6 protein-coding genes are annotated in these 26,137 nt (G+C 75.5%); 5 read left to right on the forward strand and 1 reads right to left on the reverse strand.

Annotation, left to right across the window (positions count from 1 at the left end; all coding sequences use genetic code 11):
* Positions 1-5 precede the first annotated feature (5 nt).
* From AB0G84_RS20195 to AB0G84_RS20205, 3 genes are all read left to right on the forward strand, one after another.
* Positions 6-20,048 (forward strand): non-ribosomal peptide synthase/polyketide synthase, encoded by a 20,043-nt coding sequence (locus AB0G84_RS20195; protein WP_361322173.1) that lies wholly within the window; start codon positions 6-8, stop codon positions 20,046-20,048.
* Between the two features lie 194 nt (positions 20,049-20,242).
* Complete coding sequence (locus AB0G84_RS20200) at positions 20,243-20,446, forward strand: MbtH family NRPS accessory protein (RefSeq protein WP_361322176.1); 204 nt, start codon at positions 20,243-20,245, stop codon at positions 20,444-20,446.
* A gap of 489 nt (positions 20,447-20,935) precedes the next feature.
* Complete coding sequence (locus tag AB0G84_RS20205) at positions 20,936-21,448, forward strand: GNAT family protein (RefSeq protein WP_361322178.1); 513 nt, start codon at positions 20,936-20,938, stop codon at positions 21,446-21,448.
* 275 nt (positions 21,449-21,723) lie between these two features.
* Here the strand turns inward: AB0G84_RS20205 and AB0G84_RS20210 are convergent, their stop codons facing one another.
* Entirely contained in the window at positions 21,724-22,488 is a 765-nt protein-coding gene (locus AB0G84_RS20210) for a Sir2 family NAD-dependent protein deacetylase (RefSeq protein WP_361322181.1), read from the reverse strand.
* Between the two features lie 400 nt (positions 22,489-22,888).
* Between AB0G84_RS20210 and AB0G84_RS20215 the strand changes: the two genes are divergently transcribed.
* Together AB0G84_RS20215 and AB0G84_RS20220 are read left to right on the forward strand one after the other, a co-directional pair.
* Positions 22,889-24,796: a gamma-glutamyltransferase gene (locus tag AB0G84_RS20215; RefSeq protein WP_361322184.1), complete on the forward strand. Its 1,908-nt coding sequence runs from the start codon at positions 22,889-22,891 to the stop codon at positions 24,794-24,796.
* Between the two features lie 488 nt (positions 24,797-25,284).
* Positions 25,285-26,118 carry an inositol monophosphatase family protein gene (locus tag AB0G84_RS20220; protein WP_361322546.1) on the forward strand — a complete coding sequence of 278 codons (834 nt, stop codon included), beginning with the start codon at positions 25,285-25,287 and terminating at the stop codon, positions 26,116-26,118.
* Positions 26,119-26,137: the final 19 nt, after the last annotated feature.

Genomic DNA, 26,137 nt, shown 5'->3' on the forward strand with positions numbered 1-26,137 from the left:
ACGACATGACGTCTTCGAACGAAGGCCGCGCCGCGGCCCTGCCGCAGGACCTCCAGGAAGCGCTGCGCCGCCGGCTGGCCGGCAAGGCCGGCGGGCGGGCGGCGGGCGCCCGGCCCGCGATCCCGCGCGCGGACCGCGCGCAGCCGCTGCCGCTCTCCTTCGCCCAGCAGCGGCTGTGGTTCATGGACCGGCTGCGCCCCGGCGACGCCCGCTACAACAGCGCGGTCGCGCTACGGCTCACCGGCGGCCTGGACAGGTCCGTGCTCTCCCGGGCGCTGGACGCGGCGGTCGAGCGCCACGAGGCGCTGCGCACCACCTTCGACGACCTCGACGGGCGGCCCGTACAGACGGTGCAGCCGCCCGCCCCGGTGCCGCTGCCGCTGCGGGACCTCACGGAGGAGTCGGACGGCGCATCCGGGCGGAGCCCCGCGGAGCGGCTCGACGAGGTGCTGCTGGCCGCGTACTCCCGCCCGTTCGACCTGCGTACCGGGCCGCTGCTGCGCGCCCTGCTGGTACGCACGGGCCCCGACGAGCACGTCCTGCTGCTGACCGCGCACCACATCGTCACCGACGGCTGGTCGATGGGCGTGCTCCTGGACGAACTGTGCACCCTGCACGATGCGTTCGCCGACGGACGGACCCCGGACCTGCCACCGGCGGCGACGCAGTACCCGGACTTCGCCGTCTGGCAGCGCGGACGGCTCTCCGGCGCCCTGCTGCAGGAGCAGCTGTCCTACTGGACCAAGCAACTGGACGGGGCGCAGCCGCTGGAGCTGCCGCTGGACCGCCCCCGCGGCGGGGCGGAGCCGGAGGCGGGCGCGGTGCACACCTTCCGGGTCCCGGACGACACCGCCTCCCGGCTGCGGCAGCTGGCGACCGACCAGCGCACCACGCTCTTCGCCGCGCTGCTCGCCGGCTGCCAGGCGCTGTTCGCCCGCTGGTCGGGCCAGGACGACATCACCGTCGGCTCCCTGACGCCGGGACGCGGACGCACCGAACTGGCGCGCGCGGTCGGCTTCTACGTCAACACCACGGTGCTGCGCTGCCCCGTCGACACCGCCCGTCCCTACCGCGAACTGCTGGACACCGCCGCCGCCACCGTCCTGGACGCCTTCGCCCACGACGAAACGCCCTTCGAGCGGCTGGTGGAGGCCCTCGGGACGGTCCGGGAACCGGGCCGCAACCCGCTCTTCGACGTCATGGTCCTGCTCCACCCGGCGCCGCCGGTGGCCCCCGGGCTGCGGGGACTGACCACCGGGAGCGTCACCGTGCCCCGCCGGTCGGCCACCTTCGACCTGAGCGTGGAGTTTGTGCCCGACGGGGACGGCCTGACCGGGCTCCTGGAGTACCGCACCGACCTGTTCGACGCCGCGACCGTGGCGCGGATGGCCGACCAGCTCCTCCTCCTGCTCGGCGGCGTGGCGGCCGACCCCGACCGGCCGCTGGGCGAGGTACCGCTGCTCGCCGAGGCCGAGCGGCGGCGGCTGACCGACGGCTGGAACGGCACCGCCCTGCCCGTCGCACCGGCCACCTACCCCGACGTCTTCGAGGCACAGGCCGCCCGCACCCCGCACCGGACGGCGCTGGTGGCCGGCGCGACCACCCTGGACTACGCGGAACTCAACGCCCGCGCCAACCGGCTGGCCCACCACCTCATCGAACGGGGCGTCGGCCCCGAGCAGTTGGTCGCGGTGCGGCTGCCGCGCACCGCCGAGACGATCGTGGCGCTCCTGGGCGTCCTCAAGTCCGGCGCCGGCTACCTGCCGGTGGACCCGGAACTGCCCGTGGAACGGGCCCGCCTACTGCTGGACGACGCCCGGCCGGCGCTGGTGCTCGACGAGGCCGCGCTGGCCGCCGTCCCCCCGGACGCGCCCACGGCCGACCCCAGCGACGCCGACCGCCGCGCCCCGCTGCGCCCCGACACCACCGCCTACGTCATCTACACCTCGGGCTCCACCGGCCGCCCCAAGGGCGTGGCCGTCGAGCACCGCTCGCTGGTGAACCTGCTGGCCGCGCACCGGCACGGCTTCGTCGCCGAGGCCGGGGGCGGCCCGCTGCGGGTGGCCCTGACCGCGTCGTTCTCCTTTGACACCTCGCTGGAAGGGGTGCTGCTGATGGCCGACGGCCACCGGCTGCACCTGGTCGACGAGGCCACCCGGCTCGACCCGGCCGCCCTGGTCGAGTACGTCGTCGGCCACCGCCTCGACTTCCTCGACCTCACCCCCTCCTACCTGCGGCAACTGCTGCCCGCCGGGCTGCTCACCGACCCCCGGCACCGGCCGCGGGTGCTGATGCTCGGCGGCGAGGCGGTCGGGCCCGCGCTGTGGCGGGAGCTGTCCGGGCTGCCGGACACCGCCGCGTACAACTTCTACGGGCCCACCGAGTGCACGGTCGACGCGCTGTCGTGCCGCATCACCGGCGACGGTCGGCCGGTGGTCGGCCGGCCGCTGGCCAATGTGCGCGCCTACGTCCTCGACGACCGGCTGCAGCCGGTGCCGCCCGGCGTGGGCGGAGAGCTGTACCTCGCCGGCGACCAGACGGCCCGCGGCTATCTGCACCGCCCCGGGCTGACCGCCGCACGGTTCACCGCGGACCCGTACGGCCCGCCCGGCAGCCGGATGTACCGCACCGGCGACCTGGCCCGCTGGACGGCCGACGGGCGGCTGGAGTACCTGGGCCGCGCCGACGACCAGGTCAAGATCCGGGGCCACCGCATCGAACCGGGGGAGATCGAGGCGGCGCTACTGGCCCTGCCGGAGGTCGCCGAGGCGGCCGTGCTCGCCGTCGACAGCGGCCACGGCCACGCCCAGCTCGCCGCCTATGTGGCGCCCGCGGCGGAGGGGCGGCCCAGCGCGTCCGGGCTGCGGACCGCCCTCGCCCGCACCCTGCCCGCCCACATGGTGCCCGCCGCCTACGTCGTGCTGGACGCCCTGCCGCTCAACAGCAGCGGCAAGCTGGACCGCCGGGCGCTGCCCGCCCCCGACCTCGACGCCGCCCCGCGCGAGCGGGAGTTCGTGGCGCCGCGCACCCCCGCCGAGCGGCGGCTGGCCGGGATCTGGTGCGAGGTGCTGGGGCTGACCCGGGTGGGCGCCACCGACAACTTCTTCGAGCTGGGCGGCGATTCGATCCTCAGCATCCAGGCCGTCTCCCGGGCCCGCGCCGCCGGTCTGCACCTGACGTCCCGGGACGTCTTCGCCCACCAGACCGTGGCCGACCTCGCCGCCGCCGTGGACGCCCGTACCGCCCCGGCCACCGTGCCCCGGCAGCCGGAGCCCACCGGACCGGCCCCGCTCGGCCCCGTCCAGGAGTGGTTCTTCGCCGGCCACGGGCCGCTGCGGCACTTCACCATGTCGATGCTGCTCGACCTGCCGCACGACCTCGACCCGGCCGCCCTGGAGGCGGCCCTGCGCGCCGTGGTCACCCACCACCCCGCGCTGTGCACCCGCTTCGTCCGCACCGGCGACACCTGGCAGCAGCACCCTGGGGCACCGGTAGCCCCCGGCCTCCTGGCCCACCACGACCTGGCCGGGGCCACCGGAGCCGCCCGGGACGCCGCCCGCGCCGAGGCCGCCGACGCGGCCCGCACCGCCCTCGATCCGACCGCCGGCACCCTGCTGCGCGCCGCGCTGTTCCTGGCCGGGCCGCAGGAACGCCCCCAACTGTTCGTGACCGCCCACCACTTGGCGGTGGACAGCGTCTCCTGGCGGATCCTGCTCGCCGACCTGGCCGTGGCCTACCGCCTGGCCGCCGCCGGCCGCCCGGTCCAACTGGAGCCCGCCACCACCCCGTTCACCACCTGGACCACCGCACTGGCCCGGCACGTGAAGGACGGCGGACTCGACGCCGACCTGCCCTTCTGGAGCGCCCAGAGCGCCGCCGCGCGCACCCCGCTGCCGGTCGACCGCCCGGGGCCGGCGCGCGCCGGGTCGGTCCGCACCGTGCACAGCCGCCTGGACCGCGACACCACCGAGGCGCTGCTGCGCCGGGTGCCCGGCGTCTACCGCACGCAGGTGAACGACGTGCTGCTCAGCGCGCTGGGCCGGGTGCTCGCCGACTGGACCGGCAGCCCCCGGGTGACCGTCACCCTGGAGGGCCACGGCCGCGAGGGGCTGAGCGGCCCCGACGGCGACGGCCTCGACCTGTCCCGGACCGTCGGCTGGTTCACCACGCAGTACCCCGTCACGCTCACCCTCGACGGCCCGGCAGCGGAACCGGACTGGGGCGGCACGCTCAAGGCCGTCAAGGAACAGCTGCGGGCCGTCCCCCGGCACGGCCTCGGCCACGAGGCGCTGGCCCGTCTGGGATCGCCCGACCCGGCGGCCCAAGCCCTGCGTGACGTTCCGCTGCCCCAGGTGTGCTTCAACTACCACGGCCAGTGGGAGACCCCGCACGGCGCCGACTTCGCACCCGCCGGCCCGGCGCCCGGCCGCGACCTGGCCGCCGACGCGGTCCTCGACCACCTGCTGGACGTCTCGGCCGTGGTGGCCGACGGCGCCCTGGAGCTGACCTGGCACTACAGCGACCAGGTGCACGACGCGGCCACCGTACGGGAGTTGGCCGACGGCACGGTCCGCGCGCTGGCCGCCCTCGTCGCGCACTGCGCGCGGCCCGAGGCCGGCGGCCGCACCCCCTCCGACTTCCCGCTGGCGGGACTGGACCAGGCCGGCGTGGACCGGCTGGTGGGCGACGGGCGGGGCATCGAGGACCTCTACCCGCTGACCCCCCTCCAGGAGGGCATGCTCTTCCACCGGCTGGTCGGCGGGGACGACGACGTCGACGTCTACCTCGACCAGGCCGGGCTGCTGCTCGACGGGGTGCACGACCCGGGGGCCTTCGCACGGGCCTGGCAGCGGGTGGTCGACCGGACGCCGGTGCTGCGCACCTCCGTGGTCTGGGAGGACGTGCCGGCGCCGCTGCAACGGGTGCACCGCCGGGCCGCGGTGCCCGTCGTCCACCACGACTGGCGCGACCTGGACGACGACGAGCGCGCCGACCGGCTCACCCGGCTCCAGGCCGACGACCTGGCCACCGGCCTCGACCTGGGCACCGCACCGCTGATGCGGCTCACCCTGGTCCAGCTGCCCGGCGGCCGGCTGCGGCTGCTGTGGACCTCGCACCATCTGATCCTGGACGGCTGGAGCCTGGCGCAGGTGCTGACCGAGGTGTGCGAGGAGTACGCCGCGCTGGTCGCCGGCGAGGAGCGGACGCCACCCGCCCGGCGCCCCTTCGGCGACTACGTCCGCCGGCTGGCGGACCGGGACGGCGCCGCCGCCGAGGAGCACTGGCGCACCGTGCTGGCCGGCTTCGCCACACCGACGCCGCTGCCCTACGACCGCCCGCAGCGGGAGGCCCACCGCGCCCGCTCCGCCGAGGTCGTGGCGGTGAGCCTGACCGCCGACCGCTCCCGGGCCCTGCAGCGCACCGCCCGGCGCAGCGGCCTCACCCTCAGCACCGTGGTCCAGGGCGCCTGGGCGCTGCTGCTGGCCCGCTACAGCGGCGAAGCGGACGTGCTGTTCGGCACCACCGTCTCGGGCCGGCCCGACGACCTGCCCGGGGTGGAGTCGATGGTCGGCATGTTCATCAACACCCTGCCCACCCGGGTGCGGGTCGAGGGGCACCGCACCGCCGTCGACTGGCTGCACGACCTCCAGGAGGCCCAGGCCGAGTCCCGGCGCTTCGAGGCGGTCTCGCTGGCCCAACTGACCCCGCTCAGCGACGTACCGGCGGGCACCGCCCTGTTCGACAGCATGGTCGCCTTCGAGAACTACCCCTTCGACGCGTCCCGGACCTCCGGCGCCGGCGTACGCATCCTGGACGTCGCCTCCCGGGACGCCACCAACTTCCCGCTGGTGCTGCGCGCCCACCACGGCGACCGCCTCGGCTTCGACCTCGCCTACGACTCGGGCCTGTTCGACGAGGCCACCGTCCGGTCGCTCGCCGACCGGCTGTGCCTGCTGCTGGACGGGATTGCCGCCGCCCCTGACCGGCCGCTGCGCGCACTGCCCTGCACCACCGCCGAGGAACGCCACCGGATGCTGGTGGACTGGAACGGCACCGAGCACGGCCACCCCGGGCGGACCCTGGTGGACCTGTTCGAGGAGCAGGCCGCGCGCACCCCCGGTGCCACCGCGGTCACCTGCGGGGACGACGCCCTGAGCTACGCCGAACTCGATGCGCGGGCGGGCCGGCTGGCGCACCGGCTGGCCGAGGCCGGAGCGGGCCCCGAGCGCTTCGTCGCGCTCGCCCTGCCCCGCTCGACCGACCTGCTCGTGGCGATCGTGGCGGTGCTCAAGACGGGCGCCGCCTACCTGCCCCTCGACCCCCAGCTGCCCGCCGGACGCCTCGCCCACCTCCTGGCCGACACCGCTCCCGCCCTGCTGGTCACCACCACCACCACCGGCGCGGTCGCTGGGGGAGCGGGCGACAGCACCGTGCCGCGGCTGATGTTGGACGACCCCGCGGTCCGCGCCGACCTGGCCGCCCGCCCGGCCACCGGACCGGCCCCGGCCCGCCGCCCACTGCCGGAGAGCCCCGCCTACGTCATCCACACCTCCGGCTCCACCGGCCTGCCCAAGGGCGTGGTCGTCCCGCACGCCAATGTGGTGCGGCTGTTCTCCCGCACCCGGGACCGGTTCGGCTTCGACGAGCACGACGTCTGGACGCTGTTCCACTCCTACGCCTTCGACTTCTCGGTCTGGGAGATCTGGGGCGCCCTGCTGCACGGCGGGCGGCTGGTCGTCGTCCCGTACGACACCGCCCGGTCCCCCGAGGAGTTCCTGCGCCTGCTGGCGGACGAGCGGGTCACCGTCCTCAACCAGACGCCGTCGGCGTTCTACCCGCTGATGCGCGCGGACGCCGAACACCCCGAACTCGGCGGGCGACTGGCCCTGCGGCGGGTGATCTTCGGTGGCGAGGCGCTCGACCTGCGCCGGCTCACCGACTGGTACGAGCGGCACCCGGACACCGCGCCGGTGCTGGTCAATATGTACGGCATCACCGAGACCACGGTGCACGTCACCTACGCGCCGCTCGACCGCGCCACGGTGGCCCGGGCCACCGGCAGCACCATCGGCACCGGCCTGCCCGACCTGCGGGTCCATCTGCTGGACGCCGACCTCGCCCCGGTCCCGCCCGGTGCCGTCGGCGAACTGTACGTGGCTGGGGAGGGCCTGGCCCGCGGCTACCTAGGCCGTCCTGGCCTGACCGCCGGGCGCTTCGTCGCCAACCCCTTCGGCCCGCCCGGCACCCGGATGTACCGCACCGGGGACCGCGCCCGCTGGCGCCGCGACGGCACGCTGGAGTACCTGGGCCGGGCCGACCAGCAGGTCAAGATCCGGGGCTTCCGGATCGAGCCCGGCGAGATCGAGGCCGCGCTGACCGCACACCCCGCGCTCAGCACCGCCGTGGTCGGGGTGCGGGAGGACACCCCCGGGGTGCGGCGGCTGGTCGCCCATGTCGTGGGGACCGGCCACGGCGCCCCGCCGTCCCCCGCCGCCCTCCGCTCCCACCTGGAGCAGACCCTGCCGGCGCACATGGTGCCCGCCGCCTTCGTCGTGCTGGACGCGCTGCCGCTGACCGTCAACGGCAAGCTCGACCACCGGGCGCTGCCCGCCCCCGGCCCGGACGGCTTCGCCGTCGGCGCACACCGGATCGCTCCGCGCACCGCGGCGGAACGCCTGGTCGCCGGGGTGGTGTCCGAGGTGTTGGACGTCGGCGAGGTCGGCGCCGGGGACAGCTTCTTCGCGCTCGGTGGCGACTCGATCCTCGCCATCCGCGTCGCCGCCCGGCTGCGGGCGCTGTGCGGGGCCGAGGTCTCGCCGCGGCTGCTGTTCACCACGCCCGTCATCGCCGACCTGGCCGCCGCGCTGCCCGCCCCCGCCGCGGACCGCCGCCCGCCCGGTGGCCCCCACCCGGCGCCCGCACCGGTCCCGGCCGCCGATCCCATCCCCCCGGCCGACCGCACGGCGCCGCTGCCGCTGTCGTTCGCGCAGCAACGCCTGTGGTTCCTCGACCATTTCGAGCCCGGCAGCACCGCGTACCTGACCTTCTTCGCCCTGCGCCTGCGCGGACACCTCGACCGGGCCGCCCTGCACACCGCCCTCAACGGCCTGGTCGCCCGGCACGAAACGCTGCGCACCACCTTCACCGAGCAGGACGGCCAGGCCCGCCAGGAGGTCCACCCGCCCCGCCCGGTGGAACTGCCGGACCACGACCTGTCGGCCGTCCCGCCGGCCGACCGGCCCGCCGCCCTGGACGACCTGCTCGCCCGCGAGGCGGCCACCCCCTTCGACCTGGGCACGGGGCCGCTGCTGCGCACCCGGCTCGTCCGGCTCGCCGAGGACGAGCAGGTGCTCACCCTGGCCATGCACCACATCGTCACGGACGGCTGGTCCACCGCGGTCCTCGGCCGGGACCTCGGCGAGCTGTACGCCGCGGCCCTGCACGGTCGCCGCCCGGAGCTGCCCACGCTGCCGCTCCAGTACGCCGACCACGCCGCCTGGCAGCGCTCCCGGACCGCCGCGGTGGAGGAACAACTCGGCTACTGGAAGGAGCAGTTGGCCGGGGTGCCCCCGCTGGAGCTGCCCACCGACCGGCCGCGGCCCGCGGTGCGGACCAAGAGCGGCGCGCTCCTGGAGCTCCCGCTGCCCGCCGCGCTGACCGACCGGCTGCGCGAGGCCGGCCGCCGCGCCGACGCCACCCTGTACATGACGCTGCTCGCGTCCTGCACGGTGCTGCTGGCCCGCTGGGCGGACCAGGAGGACATCGCCGTCGGCACGGTGACCTCCGGGCGCGAGCGCCCCGAACTGGAGCACCTGGTCGGCATGTTCGTCAACACCCTGGTGCTGCGCACCCGGGTGTGCGCCGAGGAGCCGTTCGGCGCGCTGCTGTCGCGGATCCGCACCACCGTGCTGGACGCCTTCGCCCACCAGGAGGTGCCCTTCGAGCGGCTGGTCGATGAGCTCCAGCCGGAGCGGGACACCAGCCGCACCCCGCTGTTCCAGGTCATGGTGGCCCTGCACAACCTCGGCGGCCGGGCACCGCAGCTGCCCGGGCTGGCCGTCGAGACCGTCCAACCGCCCGGCCGGAGCGCCGCCTTCGACCTCGGCTTCGACTTCGTGGCCCACGACGACGGCCTGACCTGCTACCTCGAGTACAACACCGACCTGTTCGCCCCGGACACCGTCGAGCGGCTGGCCGGCCGGCTGCGCCTGCTGCTGGAGGCGGTCGCGGACGACACTGACCGCCCGGTGCGGGACCTGCCGCTGCTGTCGGAGGCCGAGCGGCGACAGGCGCTGGAGCAGGGGCAGGGCGTCGAACTGGCCGTCCCGAGTGCCACCTTCCCCGAGCTGTTCGAGGCGCAGGTGGCCCGCACCCCGCACGCCACCGCCCTGGTGGCACGGGACGCCGTACTCGACTTCGCCGAGCTCAACACCCGCGCCAACCGGCTCGCCCACCACCTGATCTCGCTGGGCGTCGGCCCCGAGCGCGTGGTCGCCGTACGGCTGCCGCGCACCTCGGACATGGTGGTGGCGCTGCTCGCCGTCCTCAAGGCGGGGGGCACCCAGCTGTCCGTCGACCCGGACCTGCCCGAGGAGCGGGTGGCGTTCCTGCTCGCGGACGCCGCCCCACAGGCCCAGCTCACCCCCGACACCCTGCGCGACGCCCCGTGGGAGAGCCGGCCGGTCCACAACCCGACCGACGCCGACCGCACCGCACCGCTGTGCGGCGCCCATACCGCCTACCTCAACTACACCTCCGGCTCCACCGGAACGCCCAAGGGCGTCGCGGTCGAACACCGCCAGCTGGTCAACCTCTGCCACGACCACCTCACCGGGCTGGTCGCACCGCACACCCCCGACGGAGGCCGGCTGCGCGCCGCGCTGAGCGCCTCCTTCTCCTTCGACACCTCCTGGGAGGGCCCGCTGCTGCTGGCCCTCGGACAGCAGGTGCACCTGATCGACGAGGACGTCCGCCTGGACCCGGCGGCCTTCCTCGCCGAGATCACCGAACACCGCCTGGACTGCGTCAATGTGACCCCAACCTTCCTGCACGAACTGCTGGCCGCCGGGCTGTTCACCACCGGTCACCGCCCCCGGGTGGTGATGGTGGGCGGTGAAGCCGTCGGCACGGCCCTGTGGCAGCGGCTCCAGCAGATCCCCGGCACCACTGCGTACAACGTCTACGGCCCCACCGAGTGCACCGTCGACGCCGTCTACGGGCGCTTCACCGACCACACCGCGTACCCCGTCATCGGGCGGCCCGGTGCCAACCTGCGCGCCTATGTGCTGGACGGCTCGCTGCGGCCGGTCCCGGCCGGTGTGCCCGGTGAGCTCTACCTCGCCGGCGCCCAGGTCGCCCGCGGCTACCGGGGCCGGCCCGGCCTGACCGCCGGGCGCTTCGTCGCCGACCCCTTCGGCCCGCCCGGCACCCGGATGTACCGCACCGGCGACCGGGCGCGCCGCCTGGCCGACGGGCTGCTGGAGTTCCTGGGGCGCACCGACGAACAGGTCAAGATCCGCGGCTTCCGGATCGAGCCCGGCGAGGTTGAGGCCGCGCTCCTGGCCCACCCCGGCGTGGGCGACGCCGTCGTGGTGGCCCGCGAACACGCCGGCCGCACCACGCTGGTGGCCTACGTGGTGCCCGGCGGCACCGAGCCGCCCGCCGCCGAGGAACTCCGGGTGCAGCTGCGGCGCACCCTGCCCGACTACATGGTCCCCGCGCTGTTCGTCCCGCTGGCGAGGATCCCCCGGACCAGCAGCGGCAAGACGGACCGGCGCGCCCTGCCCGCGCCCATGGCACAGCCGGACAGCGGCACCCGTCACCTCGCCCCGCGCACCGGCACCGAGGCCGACCTCGCCGCCATCTGGGCCGAGGTGCTCGGTGTGCCCCGGGTCGGGGTCGAGGACAACTTCTTCGCGCTGGGCGGCGACTCGATCCTCAGCATCCAGATCGTCTCCCGGGCCCGCCGCGCCGGGTACGCCCTCACCTCCAAGGACGTCTTCCGGCACCAGACCGTCGCCGAACTCGCCCTGCGCACCGGCGCCATGGACTCCGTACGCACCGAGGAGGCCGCCCCGGTGGGGCCGGCCCCGCTCACGCCCATCCAGCGCTGGTACCTCGACGGGCGCCGCCCCGGTGACGCCCTGCACTTCACCATGACCCAGCGGCTGGAGCTGGCCCCCGGCGCGGATCTGCCGGCGCTCCGGCGCGCCGCCGAGGCGCTGGTGGCCCAGCACGCCGCGCTGCGCACCCGGTTCCACCGCACCGACGACACCTGGACCCAGGAGGCGCTGCCCACCGCCCCGGGGGAGGTCTGCTCCCACCACGACCTGACCGGACTGGACGAGGCGGCCGGGGAAGCGGAGGTGCAGCGCGCGGCGGCCGCCGCACAGACCTCCCTGGACCCCGCCGCCGGCCGGGTGGTACGGATCCTGCTCTTCGACCGCGGACCCGACCGGCCCTGCCAACTCCTGTTCACCGCCCATCACTTGGTGGTCGACGGGGTGTCCTGGCGCATCCTGCTGGCCGACCTGGAGACCGCCTACCGGCAGGCCGCCGCCGGTCGCCCGGCCGCGCTGCCGCCGGTGAGCAGCGGCTACGGCCACTGGGCCGACCGGCTGGCGCGGCACACCCGCGCCGGCGGCTTCGACGGCGACCTGCCGTACTGGCGCCGCACCTGCGCCGCGCCCGCCGACCTCCCCGCCGACCGCGCCGGCCGCAACCCGCACGGCGCGGCACGGACCGTGACCGTACGCCTGGACGGGGCCGCGACCGACGCCCTGCTGCGCCGGGTGCCGGACGTCTACCGCACCCAGGTCAACGACGTCCTGCTGAGCGCGCTGGGCCGTACCCTGAGCCGCTGGAGTGGCCGGGACACCGTGCTCGTCGGGGTGGAGGGCCACGGGCGCGAGGACCTCTTCGAGGACCTGGACCTGTCGCGCACCGTCGGCTGGTTCACCGCCGAGTTCCCGCTCGCCCTGACCGTCGGCCCGGACGCCGGCTGGCGGGAGACCCTCCGGTCGGTCAAGGAGCAGCTGCGCGCCGTGCCGCTGCACGGCCTGAGCTACGGGGCGCTGCGCCACCTCGCACCGTCGGCCGCGCTCCCCGAGGCGCCCCGGCCGCTCATCGGGTTCAACTACCACGGCCAGTGGGACGTGGCGGCCGGCGACCGGCCGGCGCAGGACGGGCTGTACCGCGCCGCCCTGCCGCCCGCCGGGCGCGACGCCGACCCCGACGAGGAGCGCAGCTACCTGCTCGAGGTGACCGGCGTGGTCCAGGACGGCCGGCTCGAACTCGGCTGGACCTACCCGCCGGCCGTGTACGACGAGTCCACCGTGCGCCGCCTCGCCCAGGACACCGTGGCGGCGCTGGAGGACCTCGTCGCGCACTGTGCGGCGCCGGGCGCCGGCGGCCGGACCCCCTCCGACTTCCCGCTCGCCGGCCTCGACCAGCGGCAGGTGGACCTGCTCGCGGGCGACGGCCGGGAGGTGGCGGACATCCATCCGCTGACCCCGCTGCAGGCCGGCATGCTCTTCCACGGCCTGGTCGACGAGGCCGGCGCCTACTGCGACCGGACGGCGGTCCGCATCGCCGGGATCGCCGACCCGCGGGCCTTCGCCGCGGCCTGGCAGCGCGTCGCCGACCACACCCCGGCGCTGCGCAGCAGCGTCCACTGGCAGGGCCTGCCGCACCCGGTGCAGGTCGTCCACCGGCACGCCGCGCTGCCCGTCGTCCACCACGACTGGCGCGCCCTGACCCCCGAGGAGCAGGAGCGGGCGCTGGACCGGTTGCTGGCCGAGGAGCGCGCCACCGGACTGGACCTGACCCGCGCCCCGCTGAGCCGGATGGCGGTGGCCGCGCTGCCCGGCGACGAGATCGTGCTGGTGTGGACCTCGCACCACCTGATGCTCGACGGCTGGAGCACCGCACAGCTCTTCGCCGACGTCTGCGCCCAGTACGCCGCTGCCGCACAGGGGCGGTCCGCGGCCCTCCCGGCCCGCCGGCCGTTCCGGGATTTCCTCCAGTGGCTCGCCGCACAGGACGGGGAGCGGGCCGAGCGGCACTGGGCAGACGCACTGGCCGGGTTCACCGCCCGCACCCCGCTGCCGTACGACCGGCTGCCCGCCGAGGCGCACCGTGCCCGGGCGTCCGAGCAGGTCCACACCGAGCTGCCCCGCGAGGCCTCCGACCGGCTGCGCGCGGTGGCCGCACGCGCCGGGCTGACCGTCAACACGCTGGTGGAGGGCGCCTGGGCGCTGCTGCTGGCCCGCTACGGCGGCCGGCCGGACGTGGTGTTCGGCACCACGGTCTCGGGCCGCCCGGCCGAACTCCCCGGTGTGGAGTCGATGGTCGGCATGTTCATCAACACCGTCCCGACCCGGGTCCGGATCGACGGCACCCGCCCCGTCCTGCCCTGGCTGCGCGAACTCCAGGAACAGCAGAGCGACTCCCGCCGCTTCGACTCCGTCTCGCTGTCCCGCATCCAGTCGCTGAGCGCACTCCCGGCCGGCGAGGCGCTGTTCGACAGCATGGTGGTGTTCGAGAACTACCCCTTCGACGAAGCCGCCGCGGCCGGGGCCGGCATCCGCATCACGGACGTGCGGGCCGAGGACGCCCCCACCTTCCCGCTCTGCCTGCGCGCCTTCCTCGCCGACCGGCTCGGCTTCGACCTCGCCTACGACCCGGAGCTCTTCGACCGGGCCACGGTGGAGCGCGCGGCGGCCCGCCTGGGGACCCTGCTAACGGCGCTCGCCGACGGCGCCGACGGCACGGTGGACGGACTCGACCTGCTCACCGACGACGACCGTGCGGTGCTGCGCCGCTGGAACGCCCCCGCGCGCCGGGTCCCGGGACGTTCGCCGGTACGGCTCTTCAGCGAGCGGGCCCGGCGCACCCCGGACGCCCTCGCGCTCACCGATGCCGATCGGGAACTGACGTACCGTCAACTCGACGACTGGTCCGACCGCCTGGCCCACCGCCTGGCCGCGGCCGGACTGCCCGCCGAGGGCCGGGTGGCGCTGCTGATGGACCGCTCCGCCGAACTCGTCGTCGCCCAGCTGGCGGTGCTCAAGGCGGGCGGCACCTATGTGCCGCTGGACCTGCGCGCCCCCAAGGAACGCCGGCGCGCCCTGCTCGCCCGGGCGGGCGTCACCGCGCACCTGACCGCCGAGGAGGTCACCGCCGCCCGCACTGACGGCCCTGCTGCCGGTCCGCCGCCCGCGCCCGCGGACCCCGACCGGCTGGCGTACGTCATGTTCACCTCCGGCTCCACCGGCGTCCCCAAGGCCGTCGGAGTGCGCCACCGCGATGTGGCCGCGCTCGCCACCGACAGCCGCTTCGGCGGATCCGTCTGCGAGCGGGTCCTGCTGCACTCACCGGTGGCGTTCGACGCCGCCACCTTCGAGGTCTGGGCGCCGCTGCTGAACGGCGGGCGCATCGTGGTGGCCCCGCCGGGCGCCGTCGACGCCACCCTCCTGCGGCGCCTCGCGGCCGGGGCGGAGCTGACCGCGCTGTGGCTGACGGCCGGGCTGTTCCGGCTGCTGGCCCAGGACGCGCCGGACTGCTTCGCCGGGCTGCGCCAGGTGTGGACCGGGGGTGACGTGGTGCCGGCCGCGGCCGTGCGCCGGGTGCTGACCGCCTGCCCCGGCCTGACCGTGGTGGACGGCTACGGGCCGACCGAGACCACGACCTTCGCGACCGCCCACGCCCTGACCGAGGCCGCGGCGGTGCCCGGCACGGTGCCCATCGGCCAGCCGCTCGACGACATGCGGGTGCACCTCCTCGACGCCCGCCTGCGGCCGGTGCCGCCGGGCACCGCGGGCGAACTCTTCCTGGCCGGCGAGGGCGTCGCCCGCGGCTACCTCGACGCGCCCGGCGCGACCGCGGCCCGCTTCGTCGCCGACCCGTCCGGTCCACCCGGCAGCCGGATGTACCGCACCGGCGACCTCGCCCGCCGCCGCCCGGACGGGACCGTGGAGTTCCTCGGCCGCGCCGACGACCAGGTGAAGATCCGCGGCTTCCGGGTCGAGCCCGGTGAGGTGGAGAGCGCCCTGGCGGCCCACCCGGACGTCACGGACGTGGCGGTGGCGGCCCGCGAGGGGATCTCCGGGGCCAAGCAACTGGTCGCCTACGTGGTGGGGCGGGACGGTATCGACCCCGAGGCGCTGGCCCGCCACGCCCGGCAGGTCCTGCCCGACTACCTGGTGCCCGCCGCGTACGTCCCGCTGGACGCGCTGCCGCTGAGCGCCAACGGCAAGGTGGACCGTGCGGCGCTGCCCGCGCCCGCCGCCCCCGCCCGGACCGAGCCGGTCGCCCCCCGTACCGCGGCCGAGCTGCGGGTCACCCGGATCTGGGCGGAGGTGCTCGGCACCGCCGAGGTCGGTGTGGAGGACGACTTCTTCGCCGCCGGCGGGGACTCCATCCTCAGCATCCGCCTGGCCTCGCGGCTGGCGGAGGAGTTCGGCGCCGAGCTGACCCCGCGGGCGGTGTTCAGCCACCCGACCCCGGCCGCGCTGGCGGACCTGCTCGGCGCCCCGGAGGGCTCCGCCCGCCCGTCGGCCGGCCCCGTCCCGGTCGGCCGGGAGGTCCCGCTGCCGCTCTCCGCCGCCCAGCAACGCCTGTGGTTCCTGGACTCGTTCGCACCCGAGAGCACCGCGTACCTCACCCCGCTGGCGCTCCGCCTGCGCGGTCGGCTGGACGCCGCTGCGCTCGCGGCTGCGTTGACCGCACTGGCGGCCCGGCACGAGTCGCTGCGCACCACCTTCGACTCCGTCGACGGCCAGGGCGTCCAGATCGTCCACCCGCCGTCGGACGTCCCGCTGCCGCTGCACGACCTGTCCGCGCTGCCCGGCGCCGAACGCACCGCCCGCCTCGGGGAGTTGCTGGCACAGGAGCGCACCCGCCCCTTCGACCTGCGCCAGGGGCCCCTGCTGCGGGCCGGACTGATCCGGCTGGCGGCGGACCACCACATACTGACCCTGACGCTCCATCACATCATTACCGACGGCTGGTCGACCGGCGTCCTCACCGGCGACCTCGCCCAGCTCTACCGCTCCGCGCTCACCGGCACCCCGGCCGAGCTGCCCGCGCTCCCGGTCCAGTACGCCGATGTCGCCCACTGGCAGCGGACCGTGCTCACCGGGCCCGCCGCCGACGGCCAATTGCGGCACTGGAAGGAGCGGCTGGCCGGTGTCGCCCCGCTGGACCTGCCCACCGACCGGCCGCGCCCGGCCGTACCGAACCGGCGCGGCGCCACCACTGGCCTGGTGCTGCCGGCGGAGACGGCCCGCCGGCTCACCGAGCTCGGCCGGGCGCGCCGCAGCACGCTGTTCATGACGCTGGTCGCGGCGGCCCAGGCCCTCTTCGCCCGGCTGTCCGGGCAGCAGGACATCGCGGTCGGTACCGTCACCTCGGGCCGGGACCGACCCGAGAGCCAGCGGCTGATCGGCTTCTTCGTCAACACCCTGGTGCTGCGCTCCACGGTCGACCCCGAACGGTCCTTCACCGACCTCCTGGCGGACGTCCGCGAGACCGTCCTGGACGCCTTCGCGCACCAGGACGTGCCGTTCGAGCGGGTGGTGGACGAGGTCCAGCCGGCCCGGGACACCAGCCGCACCCCGCTCTTCCAGGCCATGGTGGTGCTGCAGAACACCCCCGGTGCGGCGATGGAGCTGCCCGGGCTCCAGGTCAGCGACATCGAACCGGACCGCGACGAGGCCGCCTTCGACCTCACCCTGGAGTTCGCCGAGACCGACTCCGGCGCCCTGCACGGACTGCTCACCTACCGCACCGACCTGTTCGACGGGGCCACCGCCCGGCGGATGACCGATCAGCTGACCACCCTGCTGACCGCCGTCGCCGAGGACCCCGGCCGGCCGCTGGGCGCGCTGCCGCTGGCCCCCGCCGACGCCCTCCGGCGCACCCTCGCCGACGGCGCCGGCGCCGCCAGCCGGGTCCCGGCGGCCACCCTGCCCGCGCTGTTCGAGCAGCGGGCCGCCCGGCACCCCGACGAGCCGGCCGTCACCGCCGGCGACCGCCGGCTGACCTACGCCGAGCTGGAGGCCGCGGCCAACCGACTGGCGCACCGGCTGATCGCCCACGGGGCCGGCCCCGAGCGGGTGGTCGCCCTGGCCCTGCCCCGCGGGGCGGCGATGGTGGTGGCCCAGCTGGCAGTGGCCAAGGCCGGCGGCGCTTTCCTCCCCGTCGACCCGGCCTACCCGGACGAGCGGCGGGAGTTCATGCTGCGGGACGCGGCGGCCACGCTGGTCCTGGACGACCCGGCGGACGTCTGGTGCACCGAGGGACCCGCGACGGCGCCCACCGACGGCGACCGGCTCGCCCCCCTGACGACCGCTCACCCCGCCTATGTCATCTACACCTCCGGCTCCACCGGCACCCCCAAGGCGGTGGTGGTGACGCACACCGGGCTCGCCGGCTTCGCGGCCGCCGCCGCCGACCGGTACGCGGTGCGCCCCGGCGACCGGGTCCTGCAGTTCGCCTCGCCGAGCTTCGACGCCTCGGTCCTGGAACTGTGCATCTCCCTGCTCGCCGGCGTGACGCTGGTCGCGGGGGAGGAGGGGCCACTGCTCGGCGACCGGCTCGCCCAGGTGCTCGCCGACCGGCGGATCACCCACGCCTTGATCCCGCCCGCCGCCCTGGCCACCGTGCCGCCCGAGGCGGCCGGCGCCCTGCCGGACCTGCGGACCCTGATCGTCGGCGCCGAGGCCTGCCCGGCCGACCTGGTGGAGCGCTGGGCCCCCGGCCGTCACATGATCAACTCCTACGGCCCCACCGAGGCCACCGTGGTGGCCACCTGGACCGGACCGCTGACCCCGGGGGCGGGCGCGCCGCCCATCGGCCGCCCCCTGGACGGCGCCCGCAGCTATGTGCTCGACGCCGCCCTGCGCCCCGTGCCGGTCGGCGTGACCGGGGAGTTGTACCTCGCCGGTGACGGACTCGCCCGCGGCTACCTGGCCCGCCCCGGCCTGACCGCGGCCCGCTTCCTCGCCGACCCGTTCGGCGCGCCGGGCGGGCGGATGTACCGCACCGGCGACCTGGTGCGCTGGGGCGCGGACGGTGCACTGCGCTACGTCGGACGCGCCGACGACCAGGTCAAGGTGCGCGGCTTCCGCATCGAGCCCGGCGAGATCGAGAGCGCCCTGCGGCGCCTTCCGCAGGTGCGGGACGCCGCGGTCGTGGTCCGCGCGGCCGGCACACCGCCCTCCGGCCCGGCCCGCCTGGTCGCCTACGTCGTCCCGGCCGAAGGCGAGCCGGCGGCGCTGGACGTACCCGGGCTGCGCGCTGCCCTGGCCCGCCGGCTGCCGTCCCACCTGGTCCCCTCGGCGTTCGTACCACTGGCCGCGCTGCCGCTCACCCCCAACGGCAAGACCGACCGCCGCGCCCTGCCCGACCCCGACCCGTCCGCCGGCGCCGCCCGCGGCCAGGTCGCGCCGCGCACCGACACCGAGCGCCGGATCGCGCGGATCTGGGCCGATGTGCTCGGCCTCGACGCGGTGGGGGCCGACGACAACTTCTTCGAACTGGGCGGTGACTCCATCCTGGTCATGCAGGTGGTCTCGCGGCTGCGCCGGGACGGACTGCACCTGGCCACCAAGGACCTGTTCACCCACCAGACGGTCGCCGACCTGGCCACCGTCGTGACGACCGGACCGGAGCGGTCCGACGACGGCCCGGTGACCGGCGACCTCCCGCTCACCCCCATCCAGAGCTGGTTCCTCGCCACCCCCCGGGCCAACCACCACCACTTCAACCAGTCCGCGCTGCTCGAACTGGACGGCGTACCCGACCCGGAGGCGCTGGAACGGGCGCTGCACGCCCTCCTGGTGCACCACGACGCGTTGCGGATGCGGTTCACCCGCGGCGACGACGGGCGCTGGCGCCAGCACAACCCGCCGCCGCCCGCCACCCCGTACCGCATCCTGTCCCGGTACGACCTGAGCGGCCGGTCCGCCGATGAGGCCGACCGGGCCCTGCGCGAGCGGGCCGACGCCCTGCACGCCGGCTTCGACATCGGCCGAGGGCCGCTGCTGAGCGCGGCGCTGTTCACCGGCGACCCCGGCCGCCCCGCCGCCCTGTTCCTGGTGGCTCACCACCTCGTCATCGACGCGGTGTCCTGGCGGATCGTCCTGGACGACCTGGAGACCGCCTACCAACAGGCCGCACAGGGCCGGGAGATCACGCTCGGCGAACGCACCACCCCCTTCCGGGACTGGGCCCGGGGGCTGGCCGCGCACGTCGCGGAGGGCGGCCTGGACCACGAACTGCCGTACTGGCAGGACGCGGTGGCCGCCGCCCCGCTCCCGGTCGACCACGACCCCGAACGGTCGGGGAGCGAGGCCGGGACGGTGACCGTCACCCTGGACGAGACGGACACCGAGGCGCTGCTGCGGGCCGCCCCCACGGCCTACCGCACCCGCATCAACGATGTCCTGCTCGCCGCCCTCGCCCTGGCCCTGGCCCGCTGGACCGGCCACGACCGGGTCGGCGTGGACCTGGAAGGCCACGGCCGCGAGGACGTGGTGGACGGCGTCGACCTCTCCCGTACGGTCGGCTGGTTCACCACCGTCCACCCGGTCACCCTCCAGGTCACCGACCGCACCGACCTCGGCCCGACCCGGGACTGGCGCGCGCTGGTGAAGTCGGTCCGGCGGCAGCTCCGCGCCGTCCCCGGCAACGGCCTCGGCTTCGGCGCCCTGCGCACCCACGGCACCGAGGAGGTGCGCGCCGCCCTGGAGCGCACCGGCCGGGGGCAGGTCGTCTTCAACTACCTGGGCCAGTGGGACGCCCGCCCCACCGCCGCCGGCGGGGGACTCGTGCGCGCCGAGCTCGGCTCCGTCGGGCAGGATCACGACCCCCGTGACACCGGGTCGCACCTGCTGGAGGCGGTCGGCGCGGTCCAGGACGGCCGCCTCGGCTTCACCTGGCACTACCGGCCCGGGGTGCACGAGGAGGCCACCGTACGGGCCGTGGCCGAGGACTTCGCCGAGGCCCTCCGCCGCATCGCCCAACACGCCCGGGACAACGTGTGACCGGCACCGGCACCGGCACCGGCACCGGCACCAGAACCGGCCGCCGCCGGCGCGCACCGCCCGACGCACCGGACCCACCGCCGACGCACCCCGGCACCGGCCGCACACGGGCCGGCGCACCCGCTGACGCACCACGGCACCGGCTCCCCACGGACCGGTGGTCAGAACACCAACCGACGACAGGAGCACATGACATGGACGAGAACGCCCGCTACCAGGTGCTGCGCAACGACGAGGACCAGTACTCGCTCTGGCTGGCCGACCTGGAGGTACCGGCCGGATGGACCGCGGTGGGCAAGGAGGGCACCCAGGACGAGTGCTCCGCCTACGTCGATGAGGTGTGGACCGACATGCGCCCCCGCAGCCTGCGCGAGCGCATGGAGAACGCCGCCTCCTGACCCCGGACGCGCGGGGGCGCGGCAGAGCAGCCCGCCCCCGCACGTACCGTCCACCCCGTGGCCCTCGCCGTGCGTGAGAGCCACGGGGCGCTTCGGCATGCCCGCCCGCACACGTCCGAAATTCCGGTCTTTTCGGTTTGGCGCTGGCTGATGACGCATGGTGTTCTTTGCGCTATACCAGTGGGTGCGACACCCGGTGGGCGCTTTCCCGGGTGAGGAATTGACGCTTTTCCACGGGGGAGAGGACTGTGCCGATCGTGTGCGCCCTGTCCCCATGACCCACCGGCGACACCGCCCGCCTGCTTTCCGTACGGCCCGCTGAACGGGCCCGCCGCCACCTGCCCGCGCCGCCCCCACACCCCGCGGCGCGAACCTGCGGCACCCTTTCGCCCCACTCTGCCCCACCCTTCCCCCCTCGGCGCACCGCCCTGTCCGCACCGCGCCGCATTCCCGTTTCCCGTCCCATCCGCACGACGAGAAGGACCCGGAATGACCCCGTATCTGCGCACCGCCCGCATGGAGTTCATCCCCTACCGGACCGAGGACGAGGAGCACTTCGTGCGCCTCCTCAGCGACGAGGTCGTCTGCCGGTGGATGGGCCAGGAGGCCGTCCCGGAAGCGGAGATCCGCGCGGCCTTCCAGGCGATCCTCACCGACATCTACGGAAGGGACCTGTTCGACGTGTGGGGGGTGTGGTCCGACGGCACCTACGTCGGCCATGCGGAGATCAAGAAGACCGGGAACGTCGACGGGTACGAGGTCATCGGTGCCCTCGCGCCGGCACACTGGCGCAAGGGACTGGGCGCCGAACTGGCGCGGACGCTGATCGACTACGCCGCCGACACGCTGAGCCTCGCGGAGGTCTACGGCATGGTCGGCGCCGAGAACACGGCCAGCCTCGCCCTGTGCGACCGTCTGGGCTTCCGGCACGTACGCGATGTGGTCGGGGAGGACGGCACGGTGACGAAGATGCTGGTGGTCGCCACGAAGGACCACCACTGAGCGCACCCCGGAAACCGGCCCACACCCCGGCGGGCTCCGGGCTCAACACCCGCCGCGTGCCGCCCTCCTGATCACTCGTCAGCTACTCCACCGACGCCACCCACCGGTAGCGGTGGATAGATGGCGCCGACGAGCAGCCCGGTGGTCTGACGTGCCGACGAGCAGCTCGGTGGTCTGACGTCACCTCGGTCCTCGGCCCTCGGCGGGACTGGCACCCGGGTCGGCGCGGCGGTGGAGGCCCGCTGCTGGTCGCTGACGCCCCGGGCCGGACCGCCTCAGCCGGGCTGTTCGAGGGCGGCCAGCAGCGGGGGCAGCGCGGTCCCGATCGGCTCGCGGATCACCTCGGCGGCCAGCGCGTCGTACGGCGTCGGCTCGGCGTTGACGATGATCAGCCGCGCGCCGTGCTCGGCCGCCACCCCGGCGAGCGAACCGGCCGGCTGCACCTGGAGCGTCGTGCCCACCGCCAGGAAGACGTCCGCGGCCTTCGCCACGCCCAGCGCCTTGCCCAGCACCTGCGGATCCAGCTGCTCGCCGAACATCACCGTCGCCGACTTCAGGATGCCGCCGCAGACCAGGCACGCGGGATCGGGCTCGCCCGCGGCCACCCGCTCCAGCGCCTCCCGCATCGACGACCGCGCATGACAGCGGGTACAGGTGACCGCCCGCACCGTGCCGTGCAGCTCCAGCAGCTTGCGCTCCGGCAAGCCCGCCATCTGGTGCAGCCCGTCCACGTTCTGCGTGATCACCCGCACCGGGGTCCCCGACCGCTCCAGCTGGGCCACCGCCTCGTGCGCCGCATTCGGCTTCGCCCGGAACGCCGGGCTCTCCCGCCGCATCCGCCAGGACCGCCGCCGGATCTCCGGATCGGACATATACAGGTCGTAGGTGACGAGCTTCTCGGCCTCGGGGTCCCGCCGCCAGAGCCCATGGGGCCCGCGGTAGTCCGGGATCCCGGAGTCGGTGGAGATCCCGGCGCCGCTGAGCAGAGCGACGAGCGGGCGCCGGGCGGGCGGATCCTGTGGGGTGTCGGTGCCGGCCATGGACCGAGCGTACGCGGGGGCCGGTCCCGTCGTCCTGCCGATTCTCGGCGCCCGGGGGCGGGCCCGGGGGCGTACCGCGGACGAGGCCGTCCGGCCGGGCGCTGCCCAAGGAATGGGAGATCGCTGGCCGTCGCAGAGCCATGGGGAGACGGCGCACGGGGTAGGTGTCCGTTGATCATTCCCGGAGAAACGGCGTCACGGAGGCGCGGATGCGGTGACCGTCCCGCCCCACCTGCGCCGTACGGCGGCCGTCCCTGCCCGTGCCCGCCCCGCCCCCCACCGCGCATCGACCACCCCACCCCCCGCTCACCCACTCCTCACTCGCCCCCCTCGCCCCCCCCTCCCTCACTCACCCACTGCTCCTTCACTCACCCACCGCCCGCCCGACGAGGAGCCGCCCGTGTTCACCACCCGCCCCACCCTCCAAGGCACCTTCGGGATGGCCTCCAGCACGCACTGGCTGGCCTCCCAGACCGCGATGGCGGTCCTGGAGGACGGCGGCAACGCCTTCGACGCGGCGGTGGCGGCCGGCTTCGTCCTGCACGTGGTGGAGCCGCATCTGAACGGCCCGGCCGGCGAGGTGCCGATCATCCTTGCGCCGGCGGACGGGCCGGTACGGGTGCTGTGCGGACAGGGCCCGGCCCCGGCGGGCGCCAGCGTGGCGCACTACACCTCGCTCGGCCTGGACCTGGTCCCCGGCACCGGCCCGCTCGCCGCCGCGGTCCCGGGCGCCTTCGACGCCTGGATGCTGCTGCTGCGCGACCACGGCAGCAAGTCGCTGGAGGAGGTGCTGCGGTACGCCATCGGCTACGCCGAGCACGGCCACCCCGCCGTCGAGCGGATCGGCGAGACCGTCGAGACGGTCCGGGAGCTCTTCGAGACGGAGTGGACCTCCTCCGCCGCGCTCTACCTCCCCGACGGCAAGGCCGTCGCCCCGGGCGGGCTGCTGCGGAACCGGCCGTTGGCCGCCACCTGGCGGCGGCTGGTAGCGGAGGCGACGGCCGGCTCGGTCGGGCGGGAGGCGCAGATCGACGCCGCCCGCCGTATCTGGCGGGAGGGCTTCATCGGGGAGGCGCTCGCCGGGTCCGCGGCCCGCCCTGCCATGGACACCTCGGGCGAACGCCACGCCGGCACCCTCACCGGCGACGACCTCGCCGCCTTCGCGGCCACCTACGAGGCGCCGGTCACCCACGAGTGGCGCGGCTGGACCGTCGCCAAGGCGGGACCCTGGTCCCAGGGACCGGTCCTCCTCCAACAACTCGCGCTGCTACCGGAGGAGTTGCCCGCCTACGGCAGCCCCGAGTACGTGCATCTGCTGATCGAGGGCGGCAAGCTGGCGATGGCGGACCGGGAGGCCTGGTACGGGGACGCCGCCGAGGTGCCGCTGGAGACCCTGCTCAGCGAGGAGTACAACGCCGCGCGGCGGACGCTCATCGGTGAACGGGCCTCCTACGCGCTACGGCCGGGCAGCCCGGACGACCGGGTCCCACGCCTGGGCAAGCACGCTCTGGCGGTCGCGACCGGCGACCACGGCCCTGACGCGCCCGAGGCATCCGCACCCGGAGCGGGCGAGCCGACCGTCGCCCGCGGGCCGGCCGGGCCGCTGCCCGAGCCATGGTCCGGGGCGGTGTCCGAGCCATGGTCCGGGCCGCCGTCCGGGGCGGTGTCCGAGGTGGCGCCCGAGGTCGACCGGCGCGGCGCCACCCGGGGCGACACCTGTCACATCGACGTCGTGGACCGCTGGGGGAACCTGGTCTCCGCCACCCCGTCCGGCGGCTGGCTGCAGTCCAACCCCGTCATCCCGGAACTCGGCTTCCCGCTGGGGACCCGGCTCCAGATGGCCTGGCTGGAAGAGGGCCTGCCCAACTCCCTCACCCCGGGACGCCGTCCCCGTACCACCCTGACGCCGTCCCTGGCGCTGCGCGAGGGCGTCCCGGTGATGGCGTTCGGCACCCCGGGAGGCGACCAGCAGGACCAGTGGCAGTTGCACTTCTTCCTGGCGGTGGCGCTGCGCGGGGCGGTCCGCGGCGGGCTGGACCTCCAGGGGGCCGTCGACGCGCCGAACTGGCACCACGACTCCTTCCCGGGCTCGTTCTTCCCCCGCGGGATGCGCCCGGGCAGCGTGACGGTGGAATCGCGCATCGGGGAGCGGACCGTCGAGGACCTGCGGCGACGTGGCCACCGGGTCACGCTGGGCGGGGCCTGGTCCGAGGGACGGCTGTGCGCGGTGGCCCGGGACCCGGAGACCGGTGTGCTCTCCGCGGCGGCGAATCCCCGGGGGATGCAGGGGTACGCGGTCGGGCGCTGAGCGCATCAGCTGCCGGCCGGGAGGACCGCTGAGCCGCCGGCGGGCCGCACCCACACACAGCCGGTGCCACCGAACCGCCCACACACAGCCGGTGCCGCCGAACGGCCCGCACCTCCCGCACCTCCCGCACCGGCCGGAGCCGCCCGCACCTGCCGGACCCGACCATGCCCGTTGACGCGGATCGCACCGGTCGGCCCCGCCCCGGCTCCCGCCCCTGCTCCCCGCCCTGGCTTCCCACCCCGCCCCGGCTCCCCGCCCCCGCCCCGTCCCCGCCCCACCTCGTGCCCTCCACGGCACCCGGAGTTCACATCAATTCCAGCCCCCGTGTCAGTGGCGCGTGGTTCGATGGACACATGATCGAAGCACTTCGTCCCCACGATTCGGGAGACCCCACGAACATCACCGCCGCCACCGCGATCACCGACGCCACCGCCACCGCGGGTGCCAGCGCAGTCGCCCGTGCCGCCACGGCCGTCGACGCCACCCCGATGACCCTCTCGCCGGACCTGTCCGCGCTCGACCTGGCCGCCGTCGACGCCGCCGTCCGCCGGGCCGCGGCCGACGAGATCATGCCCCGGTTCCGCCAGCTCTCCGCCGAGGACGTCGTCGAGAAGAACGGCCCGCACGACCTCGTCACCACCGCCGACCGCCGCGCCGAGGAGCACCTCACCGCCGCCCTGACGGCCCTGCTTCCCGGCTCCGTGGTGGTCGGCGAGGAGGCGGTGCACGCCGACCCCAGTGTGCTCGACTCGCTGCACGGCGACGCCCCCGTCTGGATCGTCGACCCGGTCGACGGCACCCGCCAGTTCGTCCACGGCGACCCCGGCTTCGCCACGCTCGTCGCGCTCGCCCACCGCGGCGAGGTGCTGGCCTCCTGGACCTACGCCCCCGCCCTCGGCCTGATGGCGACCGCCCGCCGCGGCGCCGGCGCCGAGCTCAACGGCGAACCGCTGCACACCGGCAGCCCCGCCGCGGACGCGGTCCTGGACGTCGCCACCTCCCACCACGACTTCACCACCGACGACGAGAAGCGGGTACTGGCCGCACTGGACACCGGCGGGGTCGCCCCGCGGCCCTGTGGCTCGGCGGGCCTGGAGTACCTCCACGTAGCCCGTGGCCAGCTCGACGCCACGGCCTTCAGCTGGGAGAACGCCTGGGACCACGCCGCCGGGCTGCTGCTCGTCCATGAGGCGGGCGGCGCGAGCGGCACGGTCGCAGGAAAGCCGTTCCGGATCGAGGGCGGCAATGCACTGCCCTTCACGGCAGCGCGTGATGCCGAAACCGCGCGGCGTATCCTCGGACTGCTGGCGGCCGCCAACTGACCCTCACCGACGAGGGTCG

This window comes from Streptomyces sp. NPDC020742 (genome assembly GCF_040641675.1).
GTDB lineage: Bacteria > Actinomycetota > Actinomycetes > Streptomycetales > Streptomycetaceae > Streptomyces.